17 protein-coding genes are annotated in these 20655 nt (G+C 74.8%); 12 read left to right on the top strand and 5 right to left on the bottom strand.

The annotated features are described in order from the left end of the window. The first annotated feature begins 12 nt into the window (after positions 1-12). Genes eccCa through mmuM form a run of 8 tightly spaced genes read left to right on the top strand, consistent with a single transcriptional unit; the run spans position 13 to position 12157 of the window. Positions 13-4050: a type VII secretion protein EccCa gene (gene eccCa, locus IF27_RS21235; protein WP_223291141.1), complete on the top strand. Its 4038-nt coding sequence runs from the start codon at positions 13-15 to the stop codon at positions 4048-4050. After that, a complete protein-coding gene (gene eccD, locus IF27_RS21230; protein ID WP_052851275.1) occupies positions 4047-5465 on the top strand; it encodes a type VII secretion integral membrane protein EccD in 1419 nt (472 codons plus the stop codon). Before eccCa ends, eccD begins: the two co-directional genes overlap by 4 nt. An 11-nt stretch (positions 5466-5476) precedes the next feature. Next, positions 5477-6877: a S8 family serine peptidase gene (locus IF27_RS21225; protein ID WP_052851274.1), complete on the top strand. Its 1401-nt coding sequence runs from the start codon at positions 5477-5479 to the stop codon at positions 6875-6877. Further along, entirely contained in the window at positions 6878-8308 is a 1431-nt protein-coding gene (gene eccB / locus IF27_RS21220; protein WP_052851273.1) for a type VII secretion protein EccB, read from the top strand. It begins immediately after the preceding gene. Beyond that, a complete protein-coding gene (locus IF27_RS21215) occupies positions 8308-9597 on the top strand; it encodes a type VII secretion protein EccE (RefSeq protein ID WP_052851272.1) in 1290 nt (429 codons plus the stop codon). Before eccB ends, IF27_RS21215 begins: the two co-directional genes overlap by 1 nt. Then, entirely contained in the window at positions 9594-10280 is a 687-nt protein-coding gene (locus IF27_RS21210) for a hypothetical protein (protein ID WP_223291140.1), read from the top strand. The genes IF27_RS21215 and IF27_RS21210 overlap by 4 nt, the downstream gene beginning before the upstream one ends. A 42-nt stretch (positions 10281-10322) precedes the next feature. Continuing rightward, on the top strand, positions 10323-11246 hold the full coding sequence (locus tag IF27_RS21205; protein WP_052851438.1) for an LLM class F420-dependent oxidoreductase: 924 nt from the start codon (positions 10323-10325) through the stop codon (positions 11244-11246). Continuing rightward, entirely contained in the window at positions 11243-12157 is a 915-nt protein-coding gene (gene mmuM / locus IF27_RS21200; RefSeq protein ID WP_052851271.1) for a homocysteine S-methyltransferase, read from the top strand. Before IF27_RS21205 ends, mmuM begins: the two co-directional genes overlap by 4 nt. A gap of 57 nt (positions 12158-12214) precedes the next feature. Here mmuM and IF27_RS21195 read toward each other — a convergent pair whose 3' ends face one another. Continuing rightward, positions 12215-12961 carry a glucose 1-dehydrogenase gene (locus IF27_RS21195; RefSeq protein WP_052851270.1) on the bottom strand — a complete coding sequence of 249 codons (747 nt, stop codon included), beginning with the start codon at positions 12959-12961 and terminating at the stop codon, positions 12215-12217. Between the two features lie 275 nt (positions 12962-13236). Between IF27_RS21195 and IF27_RS21190 the strand changes: the two genes are divergently transcribed. Genes IF27_RS21190 through IF27_RS21180 form a run of 3 tightly spaced genes read left to right on the top strand, consistent with a single transcriptional unit; the run spans position 13237 to position 15787 of the window. After that, entirely contained in the window at positions 13237-13932 is a 696-nt protein-coding gene (locus IF27_RS21190; RefSeq protein WP_052851269.1) for a YqeB family protein, read from the top strand. Next, positions 13929-15113 carry a sensor histidine kinase gene (locus tag IF27_RS21185; RefSeq protein ID WP_052851268.1) on the top strand — a complete coding sequence of 395 codons (1185 nt, stop codon included), beginning with the start codon at positions 13929-13931 and terminating at the stop codon, positions 15111-15113. The genes IF27_RS21190 and IF27_RS21185 overlap by 4 nt, the downstream gene beginning before the upstream one ends. Next, the gene (locus tag IF27_RS21180; protein ID WP_110946132.1) at positions 15110-15787 is read left to right on the top strand and encodes a response regulator transcription factor; all 678 of its coding nucleotides are present in this window, start codon (positions 15110-15112) and stop codon (positions 15785-15787) included. The genes IF27_RS21185 and IF27_RS21180 overlap by 4 nt, the downstream gene beginning before the upstream one ends. Before the next feature lie 87 nt (positions 15788-15874). Here the strand turns inward: IF27_RS21180 and IF27_RS21175 are convergent, their stop codons facing one another. The 3 genes from IF27_RS21175 to IF27_RS21165 form a co-directional block, all read right to left on the bottom strand. Continuing rightward, positions 15875-16393 (bottom strand): hypothetical protein, encoded by a 519-nt coding sequence (locus tag IF27_RS21175; protein WP_052851266.1) that lies wholly within the window; start codon positions 16391-16393, stop codon positions 15875-15877. A gap of 90 nt (positions 16394-16483) precedes the next feature. Next, positions 16484-17485: an ornithine carbamoyltransferase gene (argF, locus tag IF27_RS21170; RefSeq protein ID WP_052851265.1), complete on the bottom strand. Its 1002-nt coding sequence runs from the start codon at positions 17483-17485 to the stop codon at positions 16484-16486. A 104-nt stretch (positions 17486-17589) separates the two neighbouring features. Beyond that, positions 17590-18852: an arginine deiminase gene (locus IF27_RS21165; RefSeq protein WP_052851264.1), complete on the bottom strand. Its 1263-nt coding sequence runs from the start codon at positions 18850-18852 to the stop codon at positions 17590-17592. A 116-nt stretch (positions 18853-18968) separates the two neighbouring features. Between IF27_RS21165 and IF27_RS21160 the strand changes: the two genes are divergently transcribed. Then, positions 18969-20282 carry an Nramp family divalent metal transporter gene (locus IF27_RS21160; protein ID WP_052851263.1) on the top strand — a complete coding sequence of 438 codons (1314 nt, stop codon included), beginning with the start codon at positions 18969-18971 and terminating at the stop codon, positions 20280-20282. Positions 20283-20288: 6 nt separating this feature from the next. Here the strand turns inward: IF27_RS21160 and IF27_RS21155 are convergent, their stop codons facing one another. Then, positions 20289-20519 (bottom strand): DUF3099 domain-containing protein, encoded by a 231-nt coding sequence (locus IF27_RS21155; protein ID WP_052851262.1) that lies wholly within the window; start codon positions 20517-20519, stop codon positions 20289-20291. Between the last annotated feature and the right edge of the window lie 136 nt (positions 20520-20655).

The raw sequence follows: 20655 nt of genomic DNA, 5'->3' as shown, positions 1-20655 counted from the left end.
GACCGTATGACTGTGACGACGCCGACCACCGTCTTCCGGCGCCCCGCCCGCGCGCAGGGGCCGACGGTGCCGGAGAAGGACCTTGTCCTCAAGGCCCCTCCGGAACTGCCGCAGCCCGAGGACGCCAACATCTGGATGACGGCGCTGCCCGCGCTCAGCGGCCTCGGCTCCGTCCTCTACATGCTGACGATGGGACGCGGCCCGATCGGCTACATCGTCGGCAGCATGTTCCTGGTGTCCTGCCTGGCCATGGTCGTCGGCTCCGTCATCCGCCAGCGCGGCACCGCCAAGACCCAGGCGCGGCACGAACGCCGTGAGTACCTGCGCTACCTGGAGCGCACGCGCGCCGAGGTCCGCCGCACCGCCGCCGCCCAGCGCCAGGCGCTCCAGTGGAACTCCCCGCCGCCCGGCGCCCTGTGGGCCGTCGCCGCGAGCCGCCGCCTGTGGGAACGCCGCAGCACCGACAAGGACTTCGGCGTCGTCCGCGTCGGCACCGGCCCCCGCTACCTCGCGACACCCCTGGTGCCCGGCGATTCGGCGCCCGTCGAGGACCTCGACCCGCTGAGCGCCGTCGCGCTGAAACGCTTCATCGAGGCGTACTCCGTCGTGCCCGACCTGCCGGTCCAGGTGGCGCTGCGCCGCTTCGCCGCGATGTCGGTGACGGGCACGGGCGACGACCCGGACGCGGCGCGCGCCCTGTTCCGCGCCGTGCTGGCGCAGGCCGTCGCCTTCCACTCGCCGCGCGACCTGCGGGTCGTCGTCTGCACCACCGACATCGAGGGGCCGCGCTGGGGCTGGCTCAAGTGGCTGCCGCACACGCACCATCCCGAGGAGATGGACCACGTCGGCCCGGTGCGGATGATGCACGCCAGCCTCGCCGTCCTGGAGGACTGGCTGGGCGCGGAGCTGACCCGCCGCACCCGCTTCAACCGCCACGCCGAGCCCGACCCCGACCTGCCGCAGCTCCTCGTCGTCCTCGACGGCGGCCTCGTCACCGGCGGCGAGGCGCTGCTCGACCCCGGCGGCCTCCAGGGCGTCACCGTCCTCGACGTGGACGGGCGGGCCGCCGCACTCACCGAGAGCCACGGCGTACGGCTCGAAGTCACCGCCGAGGGCGCCCTGACCGTCCGCGCCGCCGAGACGACCGACAGCCTCGGCACGGCCGACGCCCTGTCCGTCGCGGAGGCCGACGCCCTCGCCGGACAGCTCGCCCGCTTCCGCGCGGACGCCGCCGTGCCGGTCGGCGAGAGCGAGGACCTGACCACCGCCGTCAACACCCTCCCCGCGCTGCTCAACATCCAGGACCCCGGCCACCTCGACCTGGAGGCCCTGTGGCGGCCCCGGCCGATGCGCGACCGCCTCCAGGTCCCCATCGGCGTCTCGGGCGAGGGCAACCTCCTCGAACTCGACATCAAGGAGTCGGCGCAGAACGGCATGGGCCCGCACGGCCTGCTCGTCGGCGCCACCGGCTCGGGCAAGTCCGAGCTGCTGCGCACCCTCGTCCTCGGCATGGCCGTCACCCACTCAAGCGACCAGCTCAACCTCGTGCTGGTGGACTTCAAGGGCGGCGCCACGTTCGCCGGGATGTCGGACCTGCCGCACGTCGCGGCCGTCATCACCAACCTGGAGGACGACCTCACGCTCGTGGACCGCATGCGGGAGGCCCTGTCCGGCGAGATGAACCGCCGCCAGGAGGTCCTGCGCGACGCGGGGAACCTCGTCTCCGTCCGCGACTACGAGCGCGCCCGCCAGCGCGGCGCCAGCCTGCCGCCGCTGCCCAGCCTCTTCATCGTCGTGGACGAGTTCTCCGAATTGCTCGCGCAGAAGCCCGACTTCGCGGACCTCTTCGTCCAGATAGGCCGCCTCGGCCGCTCCCTCGGCCTGCACCTGCTGCTCGCCTCGCAGCGCCTGGACGAGGGCAAGCTGCGCGGCCTGGAGGCGCACCTGTCCTACCGCGTTGGCCTGCGCACGTTCTCCGAGTCGGAGAGCCGCACCGCCATCGGCGTCCCCGACGCCAACCACCTGCCGAGCGCCCCCGGCCACGGCTACCTGCGCACCGACACCACCACGCTCAAGCGCTTCCGCGCCGCCTACGTCTCCGGCCCGTACCGCACCGGCGAGGACAGCGCGGGAGCCGCCCTGGGCGGCGCCATGAACGTGCGGCCCTTCCCGGCCCGTTACGTCGCCGTCCCCGCCGAGCAGCTGCCCTCCGAGCCCGAACCCGAGCCGGAGCCGGACGACTTCTCGGACTCCGAGGAACTCGGCACCACCGTCCTCAGCGTCATGGTCGAGCAGATGACCGGCCAGGGCGCCCAGGCCCACCAGGTGTGGCTGCCGCCGCTCGAAGCGCCCGAACCCCTGGACGCGCTCCACACCGACCTGCGCGAACGCCCCGGCCGCGGCTACAGCGCCTCGCCCGCCATGAAGGAACTCACCCCCGTCATCGGCATCGTGGACAAGCCCTACCACCAGCGGCGCGATCCGCTGGAGCTGGACCTCACGGGGGCGGGCGGCCACGTCGCCGTCGTCGGCGGACCGCACAGCGGCAAGTCCACCGTCGTCCGCAGCCTCATCGCCTCGCTCGCCCTGCGCCACACCCCGACCGAGGTGCAGTTCTACTGCCTCGACTTCTCCGGCACGCTCTTCCCCTTCGCCCGGCTGCCGCACGTCGGCGGCGTCGCGAGCCGCCTCGACGCCGAGGTCGTCAACCGCACCGTCGCCGAGGTCATGCACGTCATGGAGACCCGCGAGACGCGGTTCCGTGAGATCGGCGTGGACTCCATGGCCGACTACCGCGCCGCCCGCGCCTCGGGACGCGTCACGGACGACCCGTTCGGCGACCTCTTCCTCGTCGTGGACGGCTGGGCCGTGCTGCGGCAGAGCTACCCGGAGCTGGAAGCGCTCCTGATGAACGTCGCGGGCCGCATGCTCACCTACGGCATCCACCTCGTCATCACCGGCAACCGGTGGCTCGACATGCGCATGGGCATGCGCGACCTCGTCGGCACGAAGGTCGAGCTGCGCCTCGGCGACGCCCTCGACTCCGAGGTGGACCGCAAGGTCCAGCGCACGATCCCCGCCGGGCGCCCCGGCCGCGGCATCACCCCCGACAAGCTGCACTTCCTGTCCGCCGTGCCTCGCGTGGACGGCGTGCGCTCGGCCACCGCCGTCTCCGAGGGCGTCACCGACCTCATCAACCGCATCGACGGCGCCTGGACCGGGCCGCGCGCCCCCCGCGTCCGGCTGCTGCCCCTCTCGCTGTCCCTGGCCGAACTGCCGTCCGCCGCCGACACCTCGGGCGTCACGATCGGCATCGAGGGCAACCGCCTGGAACCCGTCGTCTTCACGCCGGGCGAAGAGGCCGGGCTGATCGCCATCGGCGACACGGAGAGCGGCAAGACGTCGCTGCTGCGCTCGATCGCCCGGCAGATCATCGAGGCCCACCCGCCGGAGCGCGCCAAGATCATCATCCTCGACCCGCGCATGACGATGCTCCGCGAGTTCGACGGCCCGAGCCTCCTCGGCTACGCGACCGAGCACAAACGCTCCATGGAGATCATCTCCGGGCTCGCCGAGGGGCTGAAGAAACGCGTCCCGACGAGCGAGGTCACCCCCGAGCAGCTCCGTGACCGCTCCTGGTGGAGCGGCCCCGAGATCTTCGTCCTCGTGGACGACTACGACCTGGTCGCCACCTCCGCGGGCAACCCGCTGCGGTACCTGCTGGACTACCTCCCCCAGGCCCGCGGCATGGGCTTCCACATCTACCTCACCCGCCAGGCGGGCGGCGCCGCGCGCAGCGTCGGCGACCCGCTGATCAGCCGCATGAAGGAACTGAACACCCCGGCCGTCCTGATGAGCTTCCCCAAGGACGAGATGGCGATGTGGGGCGTCAAGCCGGCCCAGCGCAAGAAGGGCCGCGGCCTGCTGCTCCACCGCCGCCTCGGGAACGTCCCCGTCCAACTCGTGCGCACCGACTCGCCCCTCGGCAGCGCCGAACCGGCCGCCGCCCGGAAAACCGCCGCCCAGACCACCCCCAGGACCCGCCCATGAGCGCCCCGACCACCCAGCAGCCGACGGCGCCCAGCGGCGCCGACTTCGTCCGCATCGGCCTGGCAGGCCCCCGCAGCCGCGCCGACCTCGCCGTCCCCGCCGCCGTCCCGCTGGCCAGGCTCCTGCCCGCCCTCCTCGGCCACGCCGGGGAGGACCCCGGCGCCGACGGCGGCGTCCGGCACGGCGGCTGGCTCCTGCGCCGCACCGACGGCACCCGCCTCGACCCCGCCGCCTCCCTCGCCGCCCAGGGCGTCACCGAGGGCGACCTCCTCTTCCTCACCCACGGCGACGACGACACGACCCCGCCGCTGTACGACGACGTCGTCGAGATCATCGGCGAACACGGCGTCCGCGGCTCCTGGGCCACCGCCGCCACCCGCGGCACGGCGGGCGCCCTCGCCACCGTCGCCCTCCTCGCCACCTGCGCCGCCCTCGCCGCCGCACCCGGCCGCCTGCCCGGCTGGCTCGCCCTGGCCACCGCCCTGTTCACCCTCGCCCTCGGCGCGCTGATGTCCCGCGCCTTCGGCGACATCCGCTCGGGCACCTGGGCCGGAGTGCTCGCCGCCCCCGCCGCGATGCTCGGCGCCGTACGGCTCCTCGGCACCGAGGAGGGCACCGTCGCCGGGTTCACGGCGGGCCATCTCCTCCTCGCCTGCGCCGTCCTGGCCGTCGTCGGCGCGGTCGGGCCCGTGCTCGTCGGCGGCGGGGACGGCACGTTCGCCGCCCTCGTCGTCGCGGGACCGCTGGCCGCCGTGGGCGCGCTCCAGTGCGCCGTCTGGGACGTCTCCGCCGTACGCGCCGCCTCCGTCGCCGCGCCCCTCGCCCTCGCGCTCACCACCCTGTGGCCCACGGTCGCGCTGCGCCTCGCCCGCATCCCCGCGCCCCACGTCGCCGCCACCGTCGAGGACCTCGAAGCCCTGCCCAGCCAGCTCGAACACGACCGGCTCACGGCCCGCGTCGAGCGGGCCAGGCAGCTGCTCACCGGCATGCTCGTCGGCAGCCATCTCGTCGCGGGCGGCGGTCTTCTCGTCCTCTTCGGCGCCGGCGACCTGTGGGCCCGCGTCCTGGCGGGCACGCTGCTCGTCCTGACGCTGCTGCGCTCCCGGCTGTTCAAGGAGCGCGGCCAGACCGCCGTGCCGCTGTTCACCGCGCTGATCGCGTCGGTCGGCGTCGCCGCCTTCACCGTCACCGACCGGCTCGGCGAGCAACTGCCGCTGCTGGGCGTCATCTTCCCCCTCACGCTGCTGATCGCGCTGATCGCCGGGTGCGTCGGGCTCTTCGCGGGCCGCTATCGCCTCAACCCCCGCGTCTCGCGCGGCCTCGACATGCTGGAGACGACGATCCTCCTCGCCGTCGTGCCCCTCGTCCTCGCCGTCTGGGACGTGTACACCACCCTGCTCGACCTGCGGGCGTGAGGAGACAGCGCGTGCCCCACCTCCCCGACCCGCCGCGCCGAGGGCGCGGCCCCCTGCTCGCCGCCGTGACGGCCGCCCTGTGCGCGGGGCAGCTCGCCGTCCCCGGCCTGGCCACGCCGTCGGCCGCCGCCGAGCCCTGCCGCACCGAGATCGTCGGCGCGGAACTCCCCGACGCGGCGGGCCCCTACCCGCTCATCCAGCAGCTCGCCCTGCGCCACGCCTGGGACCTGTCCACCGGCACCGGCGTGACGGTCGGCGTCGTGGACTCGGGGGTGGACGCGCGGCACCCCGACCTCGACGGGGCCGTACGCCGCGGCAGCGAGTACACGACGGTCAACGAGGAACGCGGCTTCGACCGCGCCACCCCGCGGCCCGAACAGGACTGCGAGGGGCACGGCACCGCGCTCGCCGGGCTGATAGCCGGGCGCCGCGCCGACGGCGACCGGATGACCGGGGTGGCCCCCGGCGCCTCCGTCTACCCGGTGCGCATCGCCGAGGGCGTGGACCAGGTGGACGTCACCCTCCTCGCCGCCGCCATCGACGACGCGGTGGCCGCGGGCGTCGGCGTCCTCAACCTCTCCTTCGCCTTCCCGGTCGGCCACGACGCGCTGCGCGACGCCGTCGCCCGCGCGGTCGCCGCCGACGTCGTGGTCGTCGCCGCCGCGGGCAACGAGGCGAACGACACCGTCGAGGAGGGCCGCATGTACCCGGCCGCCTACGAGGGGGTCATCGCCGTCACCTCGGTGGACGCCGACGGCCAGCCCGTGCAGTCCTCCAACCGTGGCCTGTGGATCGACCTCGCGGGCTACGGCGAGAACATGACCGTCCTGTCGCCCGGCGGCTCCGGCTACCGCGTGGACTCGGGCAACAGCTACGCCGCGGCCGAGGTCTCCGGCGCCGCCGCCCTCGTCCGCTCCCTGCACCCCGACCTGTCCGCCGCGCAGGTCACCGAACGGCTCCTCGGCTCGGCGACCCCGGTCGGCGGCGGCGACAACGACCGCACGGGCGCGGGCATCGTCGATCCCTTCGGCGCGCTCACCTGGCTGCCGGGCTCCGAGCCCGCGGGGGGCGGCGGCAGCGGTGGCGGACGCGTCGCCCTCGCCGACGTCCCCGAGGACGAGCCGCTGCTGTCGAGCACCGCCGCCACCGCCCTCGCCTGGAGCGGATGCCTGCTGCTCGCCGTCGTCCTCGGCCTGCTGGGTGCCCCCGCGCTCCGCCGCGCCGCCGGACGCGGCTGGCGTGCAGGTCCCGACCCCGCGCCCCGGGAGACCGACGGCCACGGCGCCGCGCCCCGGCCCCCCGGTTCCCCCGGTCCTTCCCGGCCCCCTCGTCCACGTCTCGACTGGCTCGACGGCAGCGACGTGCCCGCACCCGACCACTCGACCACCGCCTCCCGGAACCGGACACGATAGATGGCCACGACAAGTGAGCAGGCGGAGGCGTACGCCTACGAGAACCGCCGAAGGACCACCAGCCTCATCCGCGGCACGGACGAGGCCAGGCACGACCCGCGCCGCCGCCTCAACCGCGGTCTCGGCGGCGGCATCGCCATCGGCATCCTCATCATGGCGGGCTTCGGCATCGCCGGCTGGCTCGGCGGCGGACGGGGCCCCGCGCTGCCCGCCAGCGGCGCCGTCATCGCGGGCGACGGCGACCGGTACGTCGTCACGGAGGGCGTCGTCCACCCCGCGCTCAACCTCGCCTCCGCGCTGCTGGTCGGCGGCGGCCAGCTGACCGAGGTGCGCCAGGGCGTGCTGAACGACGCGCCGCGCGGTCTGCCCGTCGGCATCGAGGGCGCCCCCGACGCGCTGCCGGGCGAGGGCGACCTCGTGACCGGCGACTGGACGCTGTGCGCCATCCCCGCCGAGCGCGGCGGCGAACCGACCGGGACCGCCCTGTACATCTCGGTGCCAGGCGTCGCGCCCCCCGAGGGCACCCCGAGCACCACCCTGCTCGCCGAGACCGAGGACGGCAGGCTGTGGCTCCTCACCGAGGGCCGCCGCCACCTCATCTCGGAAGGCGTACGCGGCCTCCTCGACCTCCAGCGCGCCGAACCGCAGCCGCTCCCTGCCGACATCATCGCGACCGTCCCCGAGGGACCCGAGATCGAGATCCCGGCCACCAGTGGCGACACCGGAGCCGCGCCCGCCGCGGGAGCGCTGCCCTTCGAGGCGTCCGTCGGCGACCTGGCGCACACCGAGGGCGCCGGGCAGAACCCGCAGTACTTCCTCGTCCGCCCCGACGGCCTGCTCAGCATCTCGCAGGTCGTCCACCGGCTGCTGAGCGCCGACGCCCCGGCCGACCACACGATCACCAGCGCCGACGCCGCCCGCGCCACCCCGTCGCAGGACGAGGCCCCGGGCAACAGCGCCTGGCCCGACCTGCTGCCGCAGGCCCAGGAGCCCGGCCGCGACCAGCCCGTCTGCATCAGCACCCCGCCCGGCGGCCAGCCGAGCGACACGCCCTGGCAGGCGACCGTGCACCTGCCGGGCGTCATGCCAGAGCCGCCCGACATGCAGCCCGTCGTCGCCATCGACGGCTCCCGGCTCGGGGAGATCGACAGGATCTGGATACCGACCGGCTCCGGCGTCGTCGTACGCGCCACCACGTCGGCGGGCTCCGGCGGCACCTACACGCTCGTGACGGACAGCGGCACGGCGTTCCCCTTCGCGTCGCCCGACGCCGTGCAGCGGCTGCGCTACACGCCCGGCGACGCCCCTTCGCTGCCGCAGAGCTTCGTGCGGCTGCTGCCGCACGGCCCCGTGCTCGACCCCGAGGCCGCGGGGCGCGAACAGCGCAGCGGCCCGGCGGATTCCGCCGACGAGAACGGAGAAGGAGAGTGATGGCGAGAAGAGGCGGACGCCGCGACGGCGACCCGGCACCGGCACCGGCCACCACGCCCCCCAGGCCCCGCCGCCCGCTGCGGTTCACCCGCGGCCGACTGGTCGCCCTGGAGGCCGGGGCCGGGAGCATCGCGGCCGGGGTCGCGTTCCAGAGCGCCTGGGGCTACGCCCTCGCGGGCGCGGGCGGACTGCTCGCCGCGGGGGCCCTCGTACGCCGCCACGGCGACTGGGCCGACCAGCAGTTCATGGACCAGCAGCGCCGCCGCGCCCTCGCCGCCGCGTCCGCCCCCGAGCGGCCGGGCGGCGAGGACCACCTCGGCCTCGCCCACACCCTGCTGCCCGCCCTCGACGTCACCGAGGTCCCCGACCGCAACGCGGCGGCCGGTGCCACCCGCCCCACGCCGCGCCGCGCCCAGGGCAAGGGCATGGGCGTCCTCGCCGACGGACGCGGCCACGCCGCCGTCGTCGCCTTCCCCGGCGGGACGCTCCCGCTGCTGCCCGCCGCCGAGATCGCGCGCTGGCTGGACCACGACCCCGCCAGGCCCGCCGCCGCCCAACTCGTCGTCGAGCAGTTCGGCCTGCCGCCCTGGGACTTCCACTACCGCTACCAGCCGACCGTCGCCTACCGCCAACTGCCCACCGGCGGACGGCCCATCGCCGTACGGTCCTGGCTGGTCCTGCGCTACGAGCCGTTCGACGCCCCCGGGGCCGCCGAGCGGCGCGGCGGCGGCGCCCCCGGCGCCAGGGCGGCCCTGGCCGCGGCGACGGCGCGGCTGCGCGCCCGGCTCGCCACCCTCGGCGCGCCGAGCACCCCGCTGGACGCCGAGGCCGTACGCGCCCTGCTGCGGCAGATCGGCGACGCGTCGGGCGAAGGCCGCGCCATCCCCGGCAGCTGGGCGGGCAACGCCGCCACCCACTGCACGGTCACCGCCGAGATCCACCGCCAGGCCGACTGGACGCGGCTGCTCACCGGCCTCGCCGCCTGCACCGCCGACCGCGTCGTCACGGCCGCCACCCTGACCCGCGAGGGCGGCGAGCTGCGGGTGCGCACCGCCGTGCGCGTCGTCAGCACGGTCGCCCAGCACGCCGCGGCCGAACGCGACCGCCTCATCCAGTCGGGACTGGTCGGCCCACCCGCCACCGACCAGGCGGCCGGGCTGCTCGCGACCCTGCCCGTGGCGTACCCGTCCCGTTCCCTCGTCGAGGCGACCGGCCTGTTCGTCGGAGGCCGCGACCTCACCGGCGCCGTCCAGCCGCCCGCCCGCACCGGAGGCGTGAACCCCCGATGAGCACCACCCCCGACCTCACCTCGCTGCCCGGCACCGCCTGGAACGACCCCGCCCCCACGGGCCCGCTCCTGCACCCCGCGCACGCGGGCGTCCACCTGGGCACGGACGCCACCGGCCGGTCCGTCGCGCTGCCCGCGCCGGGGCCCGAGGGCATCCGCGTCGCGGTACTCGGCGAGTCCCTGTTCGGGCGGCTGTTCGCCCTACGGCTGCTGGCCGTGGGCGCCCGGGTGACCGCCGCGACGCGCGGCCCCGACCAGTGGGCGGGCGTGCGGCAGGCCGCGGGTGACCGGCTCGTCCTGACCGGGCACACGGGCGCCTGGCCGCCCCAACCCCCCGCGCCGCCCACCGTGGACGCCGGGCCGCAGGCCCTCGTGTGCGACCTGCGGCGCCCGCCGCACGTCGCGCTGGCCGCCGGGCCCTGGCGGACCGTGCTGCACGTGACGCGCGCGGCCCCGCGCCGCTCGGCGTTCTGGGCGGCGGCCGAGGCGGTCCTCGCGCTGGACGCGCAGTTCGCGCCCGGCATCGAACAGATCCTCGGCGCGCAGGCCGCCGGGGTCGCCGCACGGCTGACGCCCGGCGAGATCGTGGTCTTCCACCGGTCGGGCGGCTGCGACGTGCTGCGCCCCGACATCTCGCCGGGGGAGACGGCCCTGCTCACCCCGGGACGCCCGCCGGGCGCCTGACCCGGCCGGGGGCGCCGGGCCGAGGTGTGCATGATGGGGGACATGGATCTGCGTATCTTCACCGAACCCCAGCAAGGCGCCTCGTACGACACCCTCCTGTCCGTCGCCAAGGCCACCGAGGACCTGGGCTTCGACGCCTTCTTCCGCTCCGACCACTACCTGCGCATGGGCGAGGGCGACGGGCTCCCCGGCCCCACCGACGCCTGGCTGACCCTCGCCGGGCTCGCCAGGGAGACCAGCCGCATCCGGCTCGGCACGCTCATGACGGCGGCGACGTTCCGGCTGCCGGGCGTGCTCGCGATCCAGGTGGCGCAGGTGGACGCCATGTCAGGCGGCCGGGTCGAACTGGGCATCGGCGCGGCCTGGTTCGGGCAGGAGCACGCGGCGTACGGCATCCCGTTCCCGAAGGAGAAGTTCCCGCGCCTCGAAGAGCAGCTCGCCATCGTCACCGGCCTGTGGGAGACCCCGGTGGGCGAGACGTTCAGCTACGAGGGCACCTACTACCAGCTGAAGGACTCGCCCGCGCTCCCCAAGCCGGTGCAGGCGAAGGTGCCGGTGCTGATCGGCGGCACGGGCAAGGAGCGGACGCCGCGGCTTGCCGCCCGCTACGCCGACGAGTTCAACATCCCGTTCGGCTCCCTCGACGTCACCACCGCGCAGTTCGCGCGCGTACGCGAGGCCGCCGAGGAGGCCGGGCGCAAGGCGGACGACCTGGTCTACTCGAACGCGCTCATCGCCTGCGTCGGCAAGGACGACGCCGAGGTCGCGCGCCGGGCCGCCGCGATCGGCCGTGACGTGGACGAGCTGAAGGCCAACGGGCTCGCGGGCACGCCCGACGAGGTCGTGGCGCGGATCGGCGAGTTCGCCGCGACCGGCTCCAGCCGCTTCTACCTCCAGATCCTCGACCTCGACGACCTCGACCACCTGGAGCTGATCGCCTCCCGGGTCGCGCCGCAGCTGGGGTGAGCCCCGCGTTCCCGCCGCCGTCCGTGCGGGACGGCCGCGCCCTGGTGCTGGACGGCGGGCTGTCGAACGGGCTCGCCGACCAGGGTCTTGACGTGTCGGGCGACGGCCTGTGGACCGCCCGGCCGCTGGCGGACGGCCCGGGCGGGCGGGACGCCCTCGTCGCGGCGCACGCGGCGTATCTGCGGGCGGGCGCCGAGGTGGTGACGACCGCCAGCTACCAGGCGTCGTTCGAGGGCTTCGCGCGGGCCGGGTTCGGACGGGGCGCGGCGGAACGGCTGTTCGGCGACAGCGTGCGGCTCGCGCGGCGGGCCGTCGCGGACAGCGGGTGGCGTGCGTACGTCGCGGCGTCGGTCGGCCCGTACGGCGCGGTGCTGGCGGACGGCTCCGAGTACCGGGGGCGGTACGGGCTCGGCGTCGCGGAGCTGACGCGTTTCCACCGGCCGCGCGTCGAGGCACTGGTGGCCGCCGGGCCCGACGTGCTGGCGCTGGAGACGGTCCCCGACGTGCGGGAGGCGGAGGCGCTGCTGCGGGCGGTGGAGGCCTGCGGCGTGCCGGTGTGGCTGTCGTACACGGTCGCGGACGGCAGGACGCGGGCCGGGCAGCCGCTCGCCGAGGCGTTCGCGCTGGCGGCGGGCGTCGAGCAGGTGGTGGCGGTGGGGGTGAACTGCTGCGACCCGCGCGAGGCGCTGCCCGCCGTCGAGGTGGCCGTGGCGGTGACGGGCGGGCCCGCCGTGGTCTACCCCAACAGCGGCGAGACGTGGGACGTGGCGGGCCGTCGGTGGCGTGGCCGGGCCCGCGCGGACGCCGGGGCGGCCGTCGCGTGGCGCGCGGCGGGGGCGCGGCTGATCGGGGGCTGCTGCCGTGTGGGCCCGGCGGACATCGCCGCGCTCGCGGGCAGCCTGACGGCGTGACGCGCAGGTGGCGCGCGGGTGACGGCGCTCTCGCACCGCCCCCGCGCGCCGGGCGGGTCAGCCGGGTATCGCGCCGACCAGGCCGCCGTCCACGATCAGGTCCTGCCCGTTGATGTAGGACGCGTCGGCTGAGGCGAGGAACGCCACCGCCGCCGCGACCTCCTCGGGCCGCCCGAAGCGCCCGGCCAGGACGCGGCCGGTCAGCGCCGCCGCGTCCTCGGGGCTCAGCGCGTCCACCGGGTACATCGGGGTGTCGATGTAGCCGGGGCTCACCGAGTTGACGCGGATGCCGCGCGGCCCGAGCGTCGCGGCCAGGGTGCGGGCGAGGTTGTGCACGGCGGCCTTGGTGGCCGAGTAGAGCGTGAGCGCGCTGTTGCCCCGGTGCAGGGTCCACGACGCGTTGATGACGACCGAGCCGCCGTCCACGAGCAGCGGCAGCGTCTTCTGGATCGTGAAGAAGACGCCCTTCACGTTGACGTCGAGGGCCTGGTCGAAGTCCTTCTCGGTGATCTCCCCGAACGGCAGGAGTGTCAGGGTGCCCGCGTTCACGAAGAGGCTGTCGAGGCGGCCGTGGCGCTCCCGTACGGTCTCGACCAGGGCGTCCACGGCGGCGAGGTCGGCGGTGTCCGACACGACGCCGGACGCGGACCCGCCCAGCGCGGCCACGGCGGCGTCCACCCGCTCGGCGGTCCTGCCGGTGACGACCACCCGGGCACCCTCGGCGATGAGGCGGTGCCCGGTGGCCAGGCCCATGCCGCTGGTGCCTCCGGTGATCAGGACGGTCTTGCCGGTGAAGCGGTTCATGCAGGAACTCCCTTGTGGTGCAACGGTGTTGACGGAATCCGGTGGGCGGCGGCGGGCCGCTGGCCCCCCGCTCCCCGCACCGGGGATGACATCCTGCCCACCGTGCGTCACGAGAACCGGCGGGCCACCGGGAGGATGACTTTGGTCGTACGGTCAGCGACTTTGGATGACTGTCGCCGGGGACCGGGCCGCCCTTACGGTCGGTGGTGGCCGGGAGGACCGGCGGGCCGGGGACGGTGCGAGGCGCGGGGACGCGTGGGAAGCGGGGCGGGAGCATGCCGACTGAGCGGCAGAGGACGGCGACGGAGCTGGGGCTCCCCGCGTCCGGCCAGGCGCTGCTGTTGATCGGCGGGCCGGCGCTGGGCGCGCTGCTCGGCTACTTCCTGCCGCGCGTCGCGAAACGGATCGCGGCCCTGCGCTGGGCCCCGATGAAGGGTCCGTTCCAGCTGATCTCCTCGTGGGAGGGCCACTGGGTCGCGTTCGCCCTCGGGGCCCTCGGCCTGGTCGTCGGGCTGCTGTTCGCGTTCGCCGCCGTCGAGAGCACGCTGCGGATCACCGTGACGGACGCGGGGCTGCGGCTGCGGAAGGACGAGGCGGTCCACGAGATCGAGCGGCCCGACGTCGAGGCGGTGTTCCTCGACGGCAAACGGCTGGTGATACTCGACCGCGAGTCCCGCCACCTGCTGCGCGACACCTCCGAGGCGTCCGCCGCCACGATCGAGCACGCCTTCACGGCCCACGGCTACCCGTGGCGCGCCGCCGACCCGTACGCCGACCTCTACCGGCGCTGGGTGCCCGAGACGCCGGATCTCCCCGGCCTGGTGAACGCGCTGCTGAAGGCGCGCGAGGCCGCGCTCGGCAAGAAGGCGCACGACGACGCGGTCGAACTGCGCGGCGAGGTCGAGAAGTCAGGCTTCACCGTGCGCGACGAGGGCCACCGCCAGTACTGGCGACCGCTGGTGCGCTCATGACCCGCACCCACCGGCAGAACCGGATCACCGACGTCATCGCCATCCTCCTGGCGCTCGGCCTAGGCCTGCTGTTCGCCGCCGAGCGCGTGAGCAACGGGCGCGAGGGGCCCGCGGCGGTCTTCGCCCTCTGCCTCGTGCTGTCGGTCGTGGGCTGCGTGGCCCTGTGGTGGCGCCGGGACCACCCCGTCCGCGTCGCCCTGCTGCTGCTCCCGCTGACGACCCTCATCGAGTACGTCGGCGGCGCCTCGATCGTCATCCTCTTCACCGTGGCCGTCCACCGCCCCTGGCGCACCACCATGGCGATCGCCGCCGCCTACCTCGCGGGCACCGTGCCGTACGCGCTCCTGTGGCCCGATCCCGACCTGGCGGCGGCCGGGGCCGACGTCCCCGGCCAGATCGTCTTCAACGTGCTGCTCGGCTTCGTCCTCACGTCGCCCTTCATCGCCTGGGGCCAGGTGATCCGCGCGCGGCGCGAGGTCGTGGCCTCGCTGCGGGACCGCGCCGAGCGTGCCGAGGCGGAGGCGACGCTGCGGGCCGACCAGATCCGCAGTCGCGAGCGGGAGCACATCGCCCGGGAGATGCACGACGTGCTGGCCCACCGGATCACCCTGCTCAGCCTCCACGCGGGCGCGCTCGAAGTCCGGCCCGACATGGCCGCCGAGCAGATCGCCGCCACGGCGGGCATCATCCGCTCCAGCGCCCACCAGGCCCTGGAGGACCTGCGCGAGATACTCGGCGTCCTGCGGCCAGGCCAGGACAGCACCGTCCGGCCGCAGCAGGGCATCGGCGACATCGCCACGCTCGCCGCCGAGGCCACGGCCGCCGGAGCCCGGGTCGAGCTGGACGACCGGGTGCCGGTACCGGCGGACGCGCCGCCCTCCACCAGCCGCACCGCCTACCGCATCGTCCAGGAGGGCCTGACCAACGCCAGGAAGCACGCCCCGGGCACGTGCGCGCGTGTCCTGCTCGACCTGCCCACCGACGGGGAACTGCGGGTCAGCATCAGCAACCCCCTGGGTGACGCCGGGGCGGCGCCCGCCGTGCCCGGCTCGCGCTCCGGGCTCGTCGGCCTGACCGAGCGTGTCCAGCTCACCGGCGGCCGTATCGACTACGGCGCCCGGCGCGGTCCCGACGGCGGGATCGATTTCCGACTGGAGGCGCGTCTGCCGTGGCCGACATGATCCGTGTGGTCGTCGCCGACGACGACGCCCTGGTACGTGCCGGGCTCTCGCTCATCCTGGGCGCCGACCCCGGGATCGAGGTGGTGGCCGAGGCGGCGGACGGCCGGGAGGCGGTCTCGGCCGCCGCCCTGCACCGCCCCGACGTCGTCCTCATGGACATCCGCATGCCCCGCATGGACGGCCTGGCCGCCACCGAGGCGCTGCGGGCGGACGGGGAGGGGCCGGTCGTCATCGTGCTGACCACCTTCAACACCGACGAGTACGTCCTGCGTGCCCTGCGGGCCGGTGCCAGCGGCTTCCTGCTGAAGGACGTGCCGCCCACCGACTTCCTCCAGGCCGTCAGGATCGCCGCGCGCGGCGAGGCCATGCTCTCGCCCGCCGTGACCAGCAGGCTGATCGACCACGTCGTGCGGGACGGCGGTGGCGGGCGCGACGGCAGGGACGGCGAACGGGCCCGCCGCGCCCGGCGGGCCAGGACGGCGCTCGACGTCCTGAGCGTCCGGGAGCGCCAGGTCGCCCTCGCGGTCGGCGGCGGCAGGTCCAACGCCGAGATCGGCGCCGAGCTGTTCATGAGCGTCGGCACGGTGAAGACGTACGTCTCCCGCATCCTCGACAAGCTCGGCTGCGACAACCGGGTGCAGATCGCCATCCTGGTCCACGAGGCCGAGGCGTAGCCCGCCGACCCCACACGTGCGCCGGGTCCGCGGGGTCGCGCCGATCCGTAGGGCGGGGCGGCGCGGAAGGCGATGCGGCGCCGCGTGTCACGGGCCCTTCGCCACGGGCAACTCCCCGGCGTCCCGGCCCTCCCGCGTGACGTCGCACAGCATGCCGCTCTCATCGCCGTGGTACTCGACGGCACCGCCGCACGCCACCAGCAGATCACCGCAGAACGCGGCGTACACGTCGGGCGTCAGCCGGTCCTGATAGGCGGTGAGCACCGCGAGGACGTCGGCTAGCTCGCGCCGGTCGTCGTCCGGCGGCGACGGGGTGTGGCGACCGGCACGCGGCCCACAGCAGTGGACCAGCAGTTCGTGGTCCTCCCCGCCGCCGAGGTCCTCGATCGCGACCGACAGGCCCATGGCCACGTACTCCACGTCGAGCGCGCAGGTCCGCGTCTCGTACCTGGCGCCTGCCGCGGGCTCCATGACCATGGGTTCATCCGTACGCGTGGTCACCTGGCGGACCCGCCACCCCGCGGCGCGCAGCCTGTCGCGCATCATGCCGACATCGGCACGCTGGTCGTCGTCGAGCCGCAGCCGCGCGAACTCTCCGGTCGTCATCCGCTCTCCCCTCTGTCCCCGTACCCGCCCCGCCCCGGCCGGGACGTCGGGCGACGCGGCCCCGCCCGCCGCCCCCGGCGGACGCGCGCGTCAGGAGGCCAGCGTGGCGACCATCAGCGCCTTGATGGTGTGCAGCCGGTTCTCCGCCTGGTCGAAGACGACCGACCGCTCCGACTCGAACACCTCGTCGGTCACCTCCAGGTACGTGAGGCCGTGCCGCTCGTGCACCTGCCGCCCGACCTCCGTGCCGAGGTCGTGGAACGCGGGAAGGCAGTGCAGGAACTTCACGTCCGGGTTCCCCGTCGCCCGCAGCACCTCGGCCGTCACCGCGTAGGGGCGCAGCAGGGCGATGCGCTCGTCCCACATCGCGGCCGGTTCGCCGAGCGACACCCACACGTCCGTGGCGACGAAGTGCGCGCCCCGCACGCCCTCGGCGACGTCCTCGGTCAGCGTGATCCGCGCCCCCGACGTTCCGGCGAGCCGCCGCGCCTCGCCCTGCACCGCCTCGTCCGGCCACAGGGCCCGGGGCGCGACGATCCGCACGTCCATGCCGAGCAGGGCGCCGGTGACCAGGTAGGAGTTCCCCATGTTGTTGCGCGCGTCGCCGAGGTAGGCGAAGGCGGTCTCCCCGACCGGCCGGTCGCCGTGCTCGGTCATCGTGAGGACGTCGGCCAGCATCTGCGTCGGGTGCCAGTCGTCGGTCAGCCCGTTGTAGACCGGCACGCCCGCGTGGGCCGCCAGTTCCTCGACGGTGCTCTGCGCCGCGCCCCTGAACTGGATCGCGTCGAACATCCTGCCCAGCACGCGGGCGGTGTCCCGAGGCGACTCCTTGCGGCCCAGGTGGGTACCGGCGGGGTCCAGGTAGGTGGTGGAGGCGCCCTGGTCGGCCGCCGCGACCTCGAACGCGCAGCGGGTCCGCGTCGAGTTCTTCTCGAAGATCAGCGCGATGTTCCGGCCGGTGAGGCGGCGCTGCTCGGTGCCCGCGCGCTTGGCGGCCTTCAGCTCGGCCGCGAGCGAGACGAGGGACAGGAACTCCTCGGCCGAGAGGTCCAGCTCCCGCAGGAGGTGGCGGCCCGTGAGGTTCAGCGCCATGACGGCTCCGTACGTCGAACGATGGGAACGGCGGCCCCGCCGCGCGCCGTCCGACCGGGCGTGCAGCGGGAAACCGCCGGAAGTATATACATAAAGCTACATGATTATGCAGGGTCCCGTGCGAGCGGGCAGCTCATGCACCGCGGCCCGCCCCGGCCCCGGCCCAGCTCGCTCCCCGGGATCTCCAGGACCTCGAACCCCTGCGCCCGGACGTGCTCGTTCGCCGTCACCGTCCGCTCGTAGGCGATCACGACGCCTGGCTCGACGGCCAGCACGTTGCACCCGTCGTCCCACTGCTCGCGCTCGGCGGAGTGCACGTCCTGCCGGGGGGTGAGGACGCGGATCGCCGGGAGCCCGAGCGCGGCGGCGATCGCCCGGTGCATGTCCCCCGGCGGGTGGTCGGTCACCCGCAGCTCGGGCCCGCCGCCGTCCCCGTCCGCCGGTTCGATGGTGTACGAGCGCAGCATCCCGAGCCCGGCGTACTGGATGAACGTCTCGGCGTCCACCATCGTCAGCACCGTGTCCAGGTGCATGAACGCCCGCCGCTTCGGCAGGTCGAGCGCCACGATCCGCCGCGCCGACCCCGTCGCGAAGAGCCGCCGCGCCAGCAGCTCGACGGCCTGCGGCGTGGTCCGCTCGCTCATGCCGACGAGCACCGCCCCCTCGCCGATCACCAGCACGTCCCCGCCCTCGATGGTGGACGGCTGCGCGCCCTGCCCCTCGGCCCAGTAGCGGAAGCCGCCCCCGCCGCCCCCGTCGCCTCCCGCCGCCGCCCCGGCGAACAGCGGGTGGTGCCCGTACACCGCCTCGAAGTGCACGCTCTCGCGCTGACGCGCGGGCCAGCGCATCGCGTTGATGGCCACCCCGTCGTACACCCACGCCGACGCGTCCCTGGTGAACAGGTGGTTGGGCAGCGGGTTGACCAGGAAGTCGTCCATCCCCATGACATGGAAGCGGACCGAGACGGGCTCCCCGTGCCCCGCCAGGTACTCCCGCTTCGTCATGCCGCCGATCAGCGCCTCGGTCAGCTCCCCGGTGGGCAGCGCGTCGAACGCCTCCCGCAGCCGCCCGGTCGCCAGCGGGCCGTACTCCCGCTCGTCGAAGACCCGGTCGAGCACCTGCGCGCGCGCCGCGGCGACGGCCAGGGTCCCGGCCAGCAGTTCGTCGAACAGCAGCACCTCGACCCCGCGCTCGCGCAGCAGCCCCGCGAAGACGTCGTGCTCCTCCTGCGCACGCCGCACCCACAGGAGGTCGTCGAAGAGCAGCTCGTCCTTGTTGCTCGGGGTGAGGCGTTTCAGTTCGAGTCCCGGCCGGTGCAGGATCACCCGGCGCAGCCGTCCGGTCTCCGAGGCGACGTGGAAGGTCATGTCCCCATTGCACCATCGCGCGCGACGGCGTGCCGGGCGCACGGGCGCGCGCCCGGCGGCGCGCGACGGAAAAAACGTTCGCATCCGCGTTGTCGGGGTCATGATCCGCGGGCAGGATGCCTTCCGTGGCGAAGACGCGCGAGGAGACCGGTTCCGAAGTCCCCAGGGCACGCTGGCGGTTGATCGGCCCCGGGCTGGTGGTCGCGGCCACCGGCGTCGGCGCGGGCGACCTGGTGGCGACCGCCGTCGCGGGCGAACGCTTCGGCTACACCCTGGTCTGGGCCGCCGTCCTCGGCTGCCTGATCAAGGTGGCGCTCGCCGAGGCCACCGGCCGCTGGCACCTGGCCACCGGCACGACGCTCTTCGACGGCTGGCAGACGCTCGGCCGCTGGGCCGTCGGCTACTTCGCGGTGTACGTCGTCGTCTGGGGGTTCGTGTACGGCGCGACCGGCATGTCGGCCAGCGGCCTGCCGCTGGCCGCGCTCTTCCCCGAGGGGCCCTCGGTGCGCACCTGGGGCATCCTGTCGGGACTCCTGGGCCTCGCCTGCGTCTGGTTCAACCGCTACGCGGTCGTCGAGAAGCTGATGACGGCGTTCGTCGGCGTCATGTTCGTCGTCGTGGTGGGCATCGCCATCCGCGTCTCGCCCGACCTGCCCGCGCTGGGCGCCGGGCTGTGGCCGACGCTGCCGGACGGCTCCACGCTCTACACCCTCAGCCTGATCGGCGGCGTCGGCGGCACGATCACCCTCGCCGCGTACGGCTACTGGGTCACCGCCAAGGGCTGGACCGGCCCGCGCTGGATGCCCATGATGCGGCTGGACAACCGGGTCGCGTACGCCACGACCGGGCTGTTCGTCGTCGCCATGCTCGTCATCGGCGCCGAGCTGCTCCACGCCGCCGACATCGCGCTCGCCAGCGGCGACCGGGGGCTCCTGGACGTGGGGGAGGTGCTGGAGGCGCGCTTCGGCCCCGCCACGGCGAACCTGTTCCTGATCGGCTTCTTCGCCGCCTCGTTCAGCTCCGTCATCGGTGTGTGGCACGGCGTCAGCCTCCTGTTCACCGACTTCGTCGTCCGGCTGTGGCCGCAGGCCGTCGGCACGGGCGGTGGCGGTGACCCGGCGGACGGCACCGACCCGGCGCAGGAACGGGCGCGGGAGCGGTCGTGGCCCTTCCGCGCCTACCTGCTGTGGCTGACGTTCCCGCCGATGGGCCTGCTCTGGCTCGACCAGCCGATCGGCCTGATCGTCACCTACGGCGTGCTGGGCGCGTTCTTCATGCCCTTCCTGGCGCTGACACTGCTGTGGCTGCTCAACAGCTCGCGGGTGCCGGGGGAGTGGCGCAACGGGCCGGTGAGCAACGTGATGCTGGCCGGGTCGGGGCTGCTGTTCCTCGTGCTGTGCGTGCAGCAGATCCGCGACCTGCCGTGGTGAGGCCGCTCAGCGGTCCCGCGGTCCGTCGCCGGGCCCGTCGCGCTCGTCCCACCACCGGTCGTCGGGGTCCCGCCGGTTCGCCGTGACGGCGGCCAGCGGCGGGATGACGGCGGCCACCACGCACATCGCGATCGCCAGCGGTACGGACCACAGCCGCACCACCGCGCCCGCGCCGACGAACAGCAGCAGGCAGACGGCCATCAGCGTGAAGTACCTGCGACGCCTGCGTTCGTACATCACCCCAGGTTAGGGCCCGTCCTCCCTCGCGCCGCCCTGCTCGCGAGGTCCGACACGCGCCGTCGCCGCGCGGCCGGTGGGCGGGGCAGGACATGGCGCGGGGCGGGACCGGCTGTGCGGTCCCGCCCCGCGGAGC

It is taken from the genome of Streptomyces avicenniae, assembly GCF_000719135.1.
GTDB lineage: Bacteria > Actinomycetota > Actinomycetes > Streptomycetales > Streptomycetaceae > Streptomyces > Streptomyces avicenniae.
Note: the sequence above shows the minus strand (reverse complement) of the source record. Positions and strands in the feature narration are given on the sequence as shown.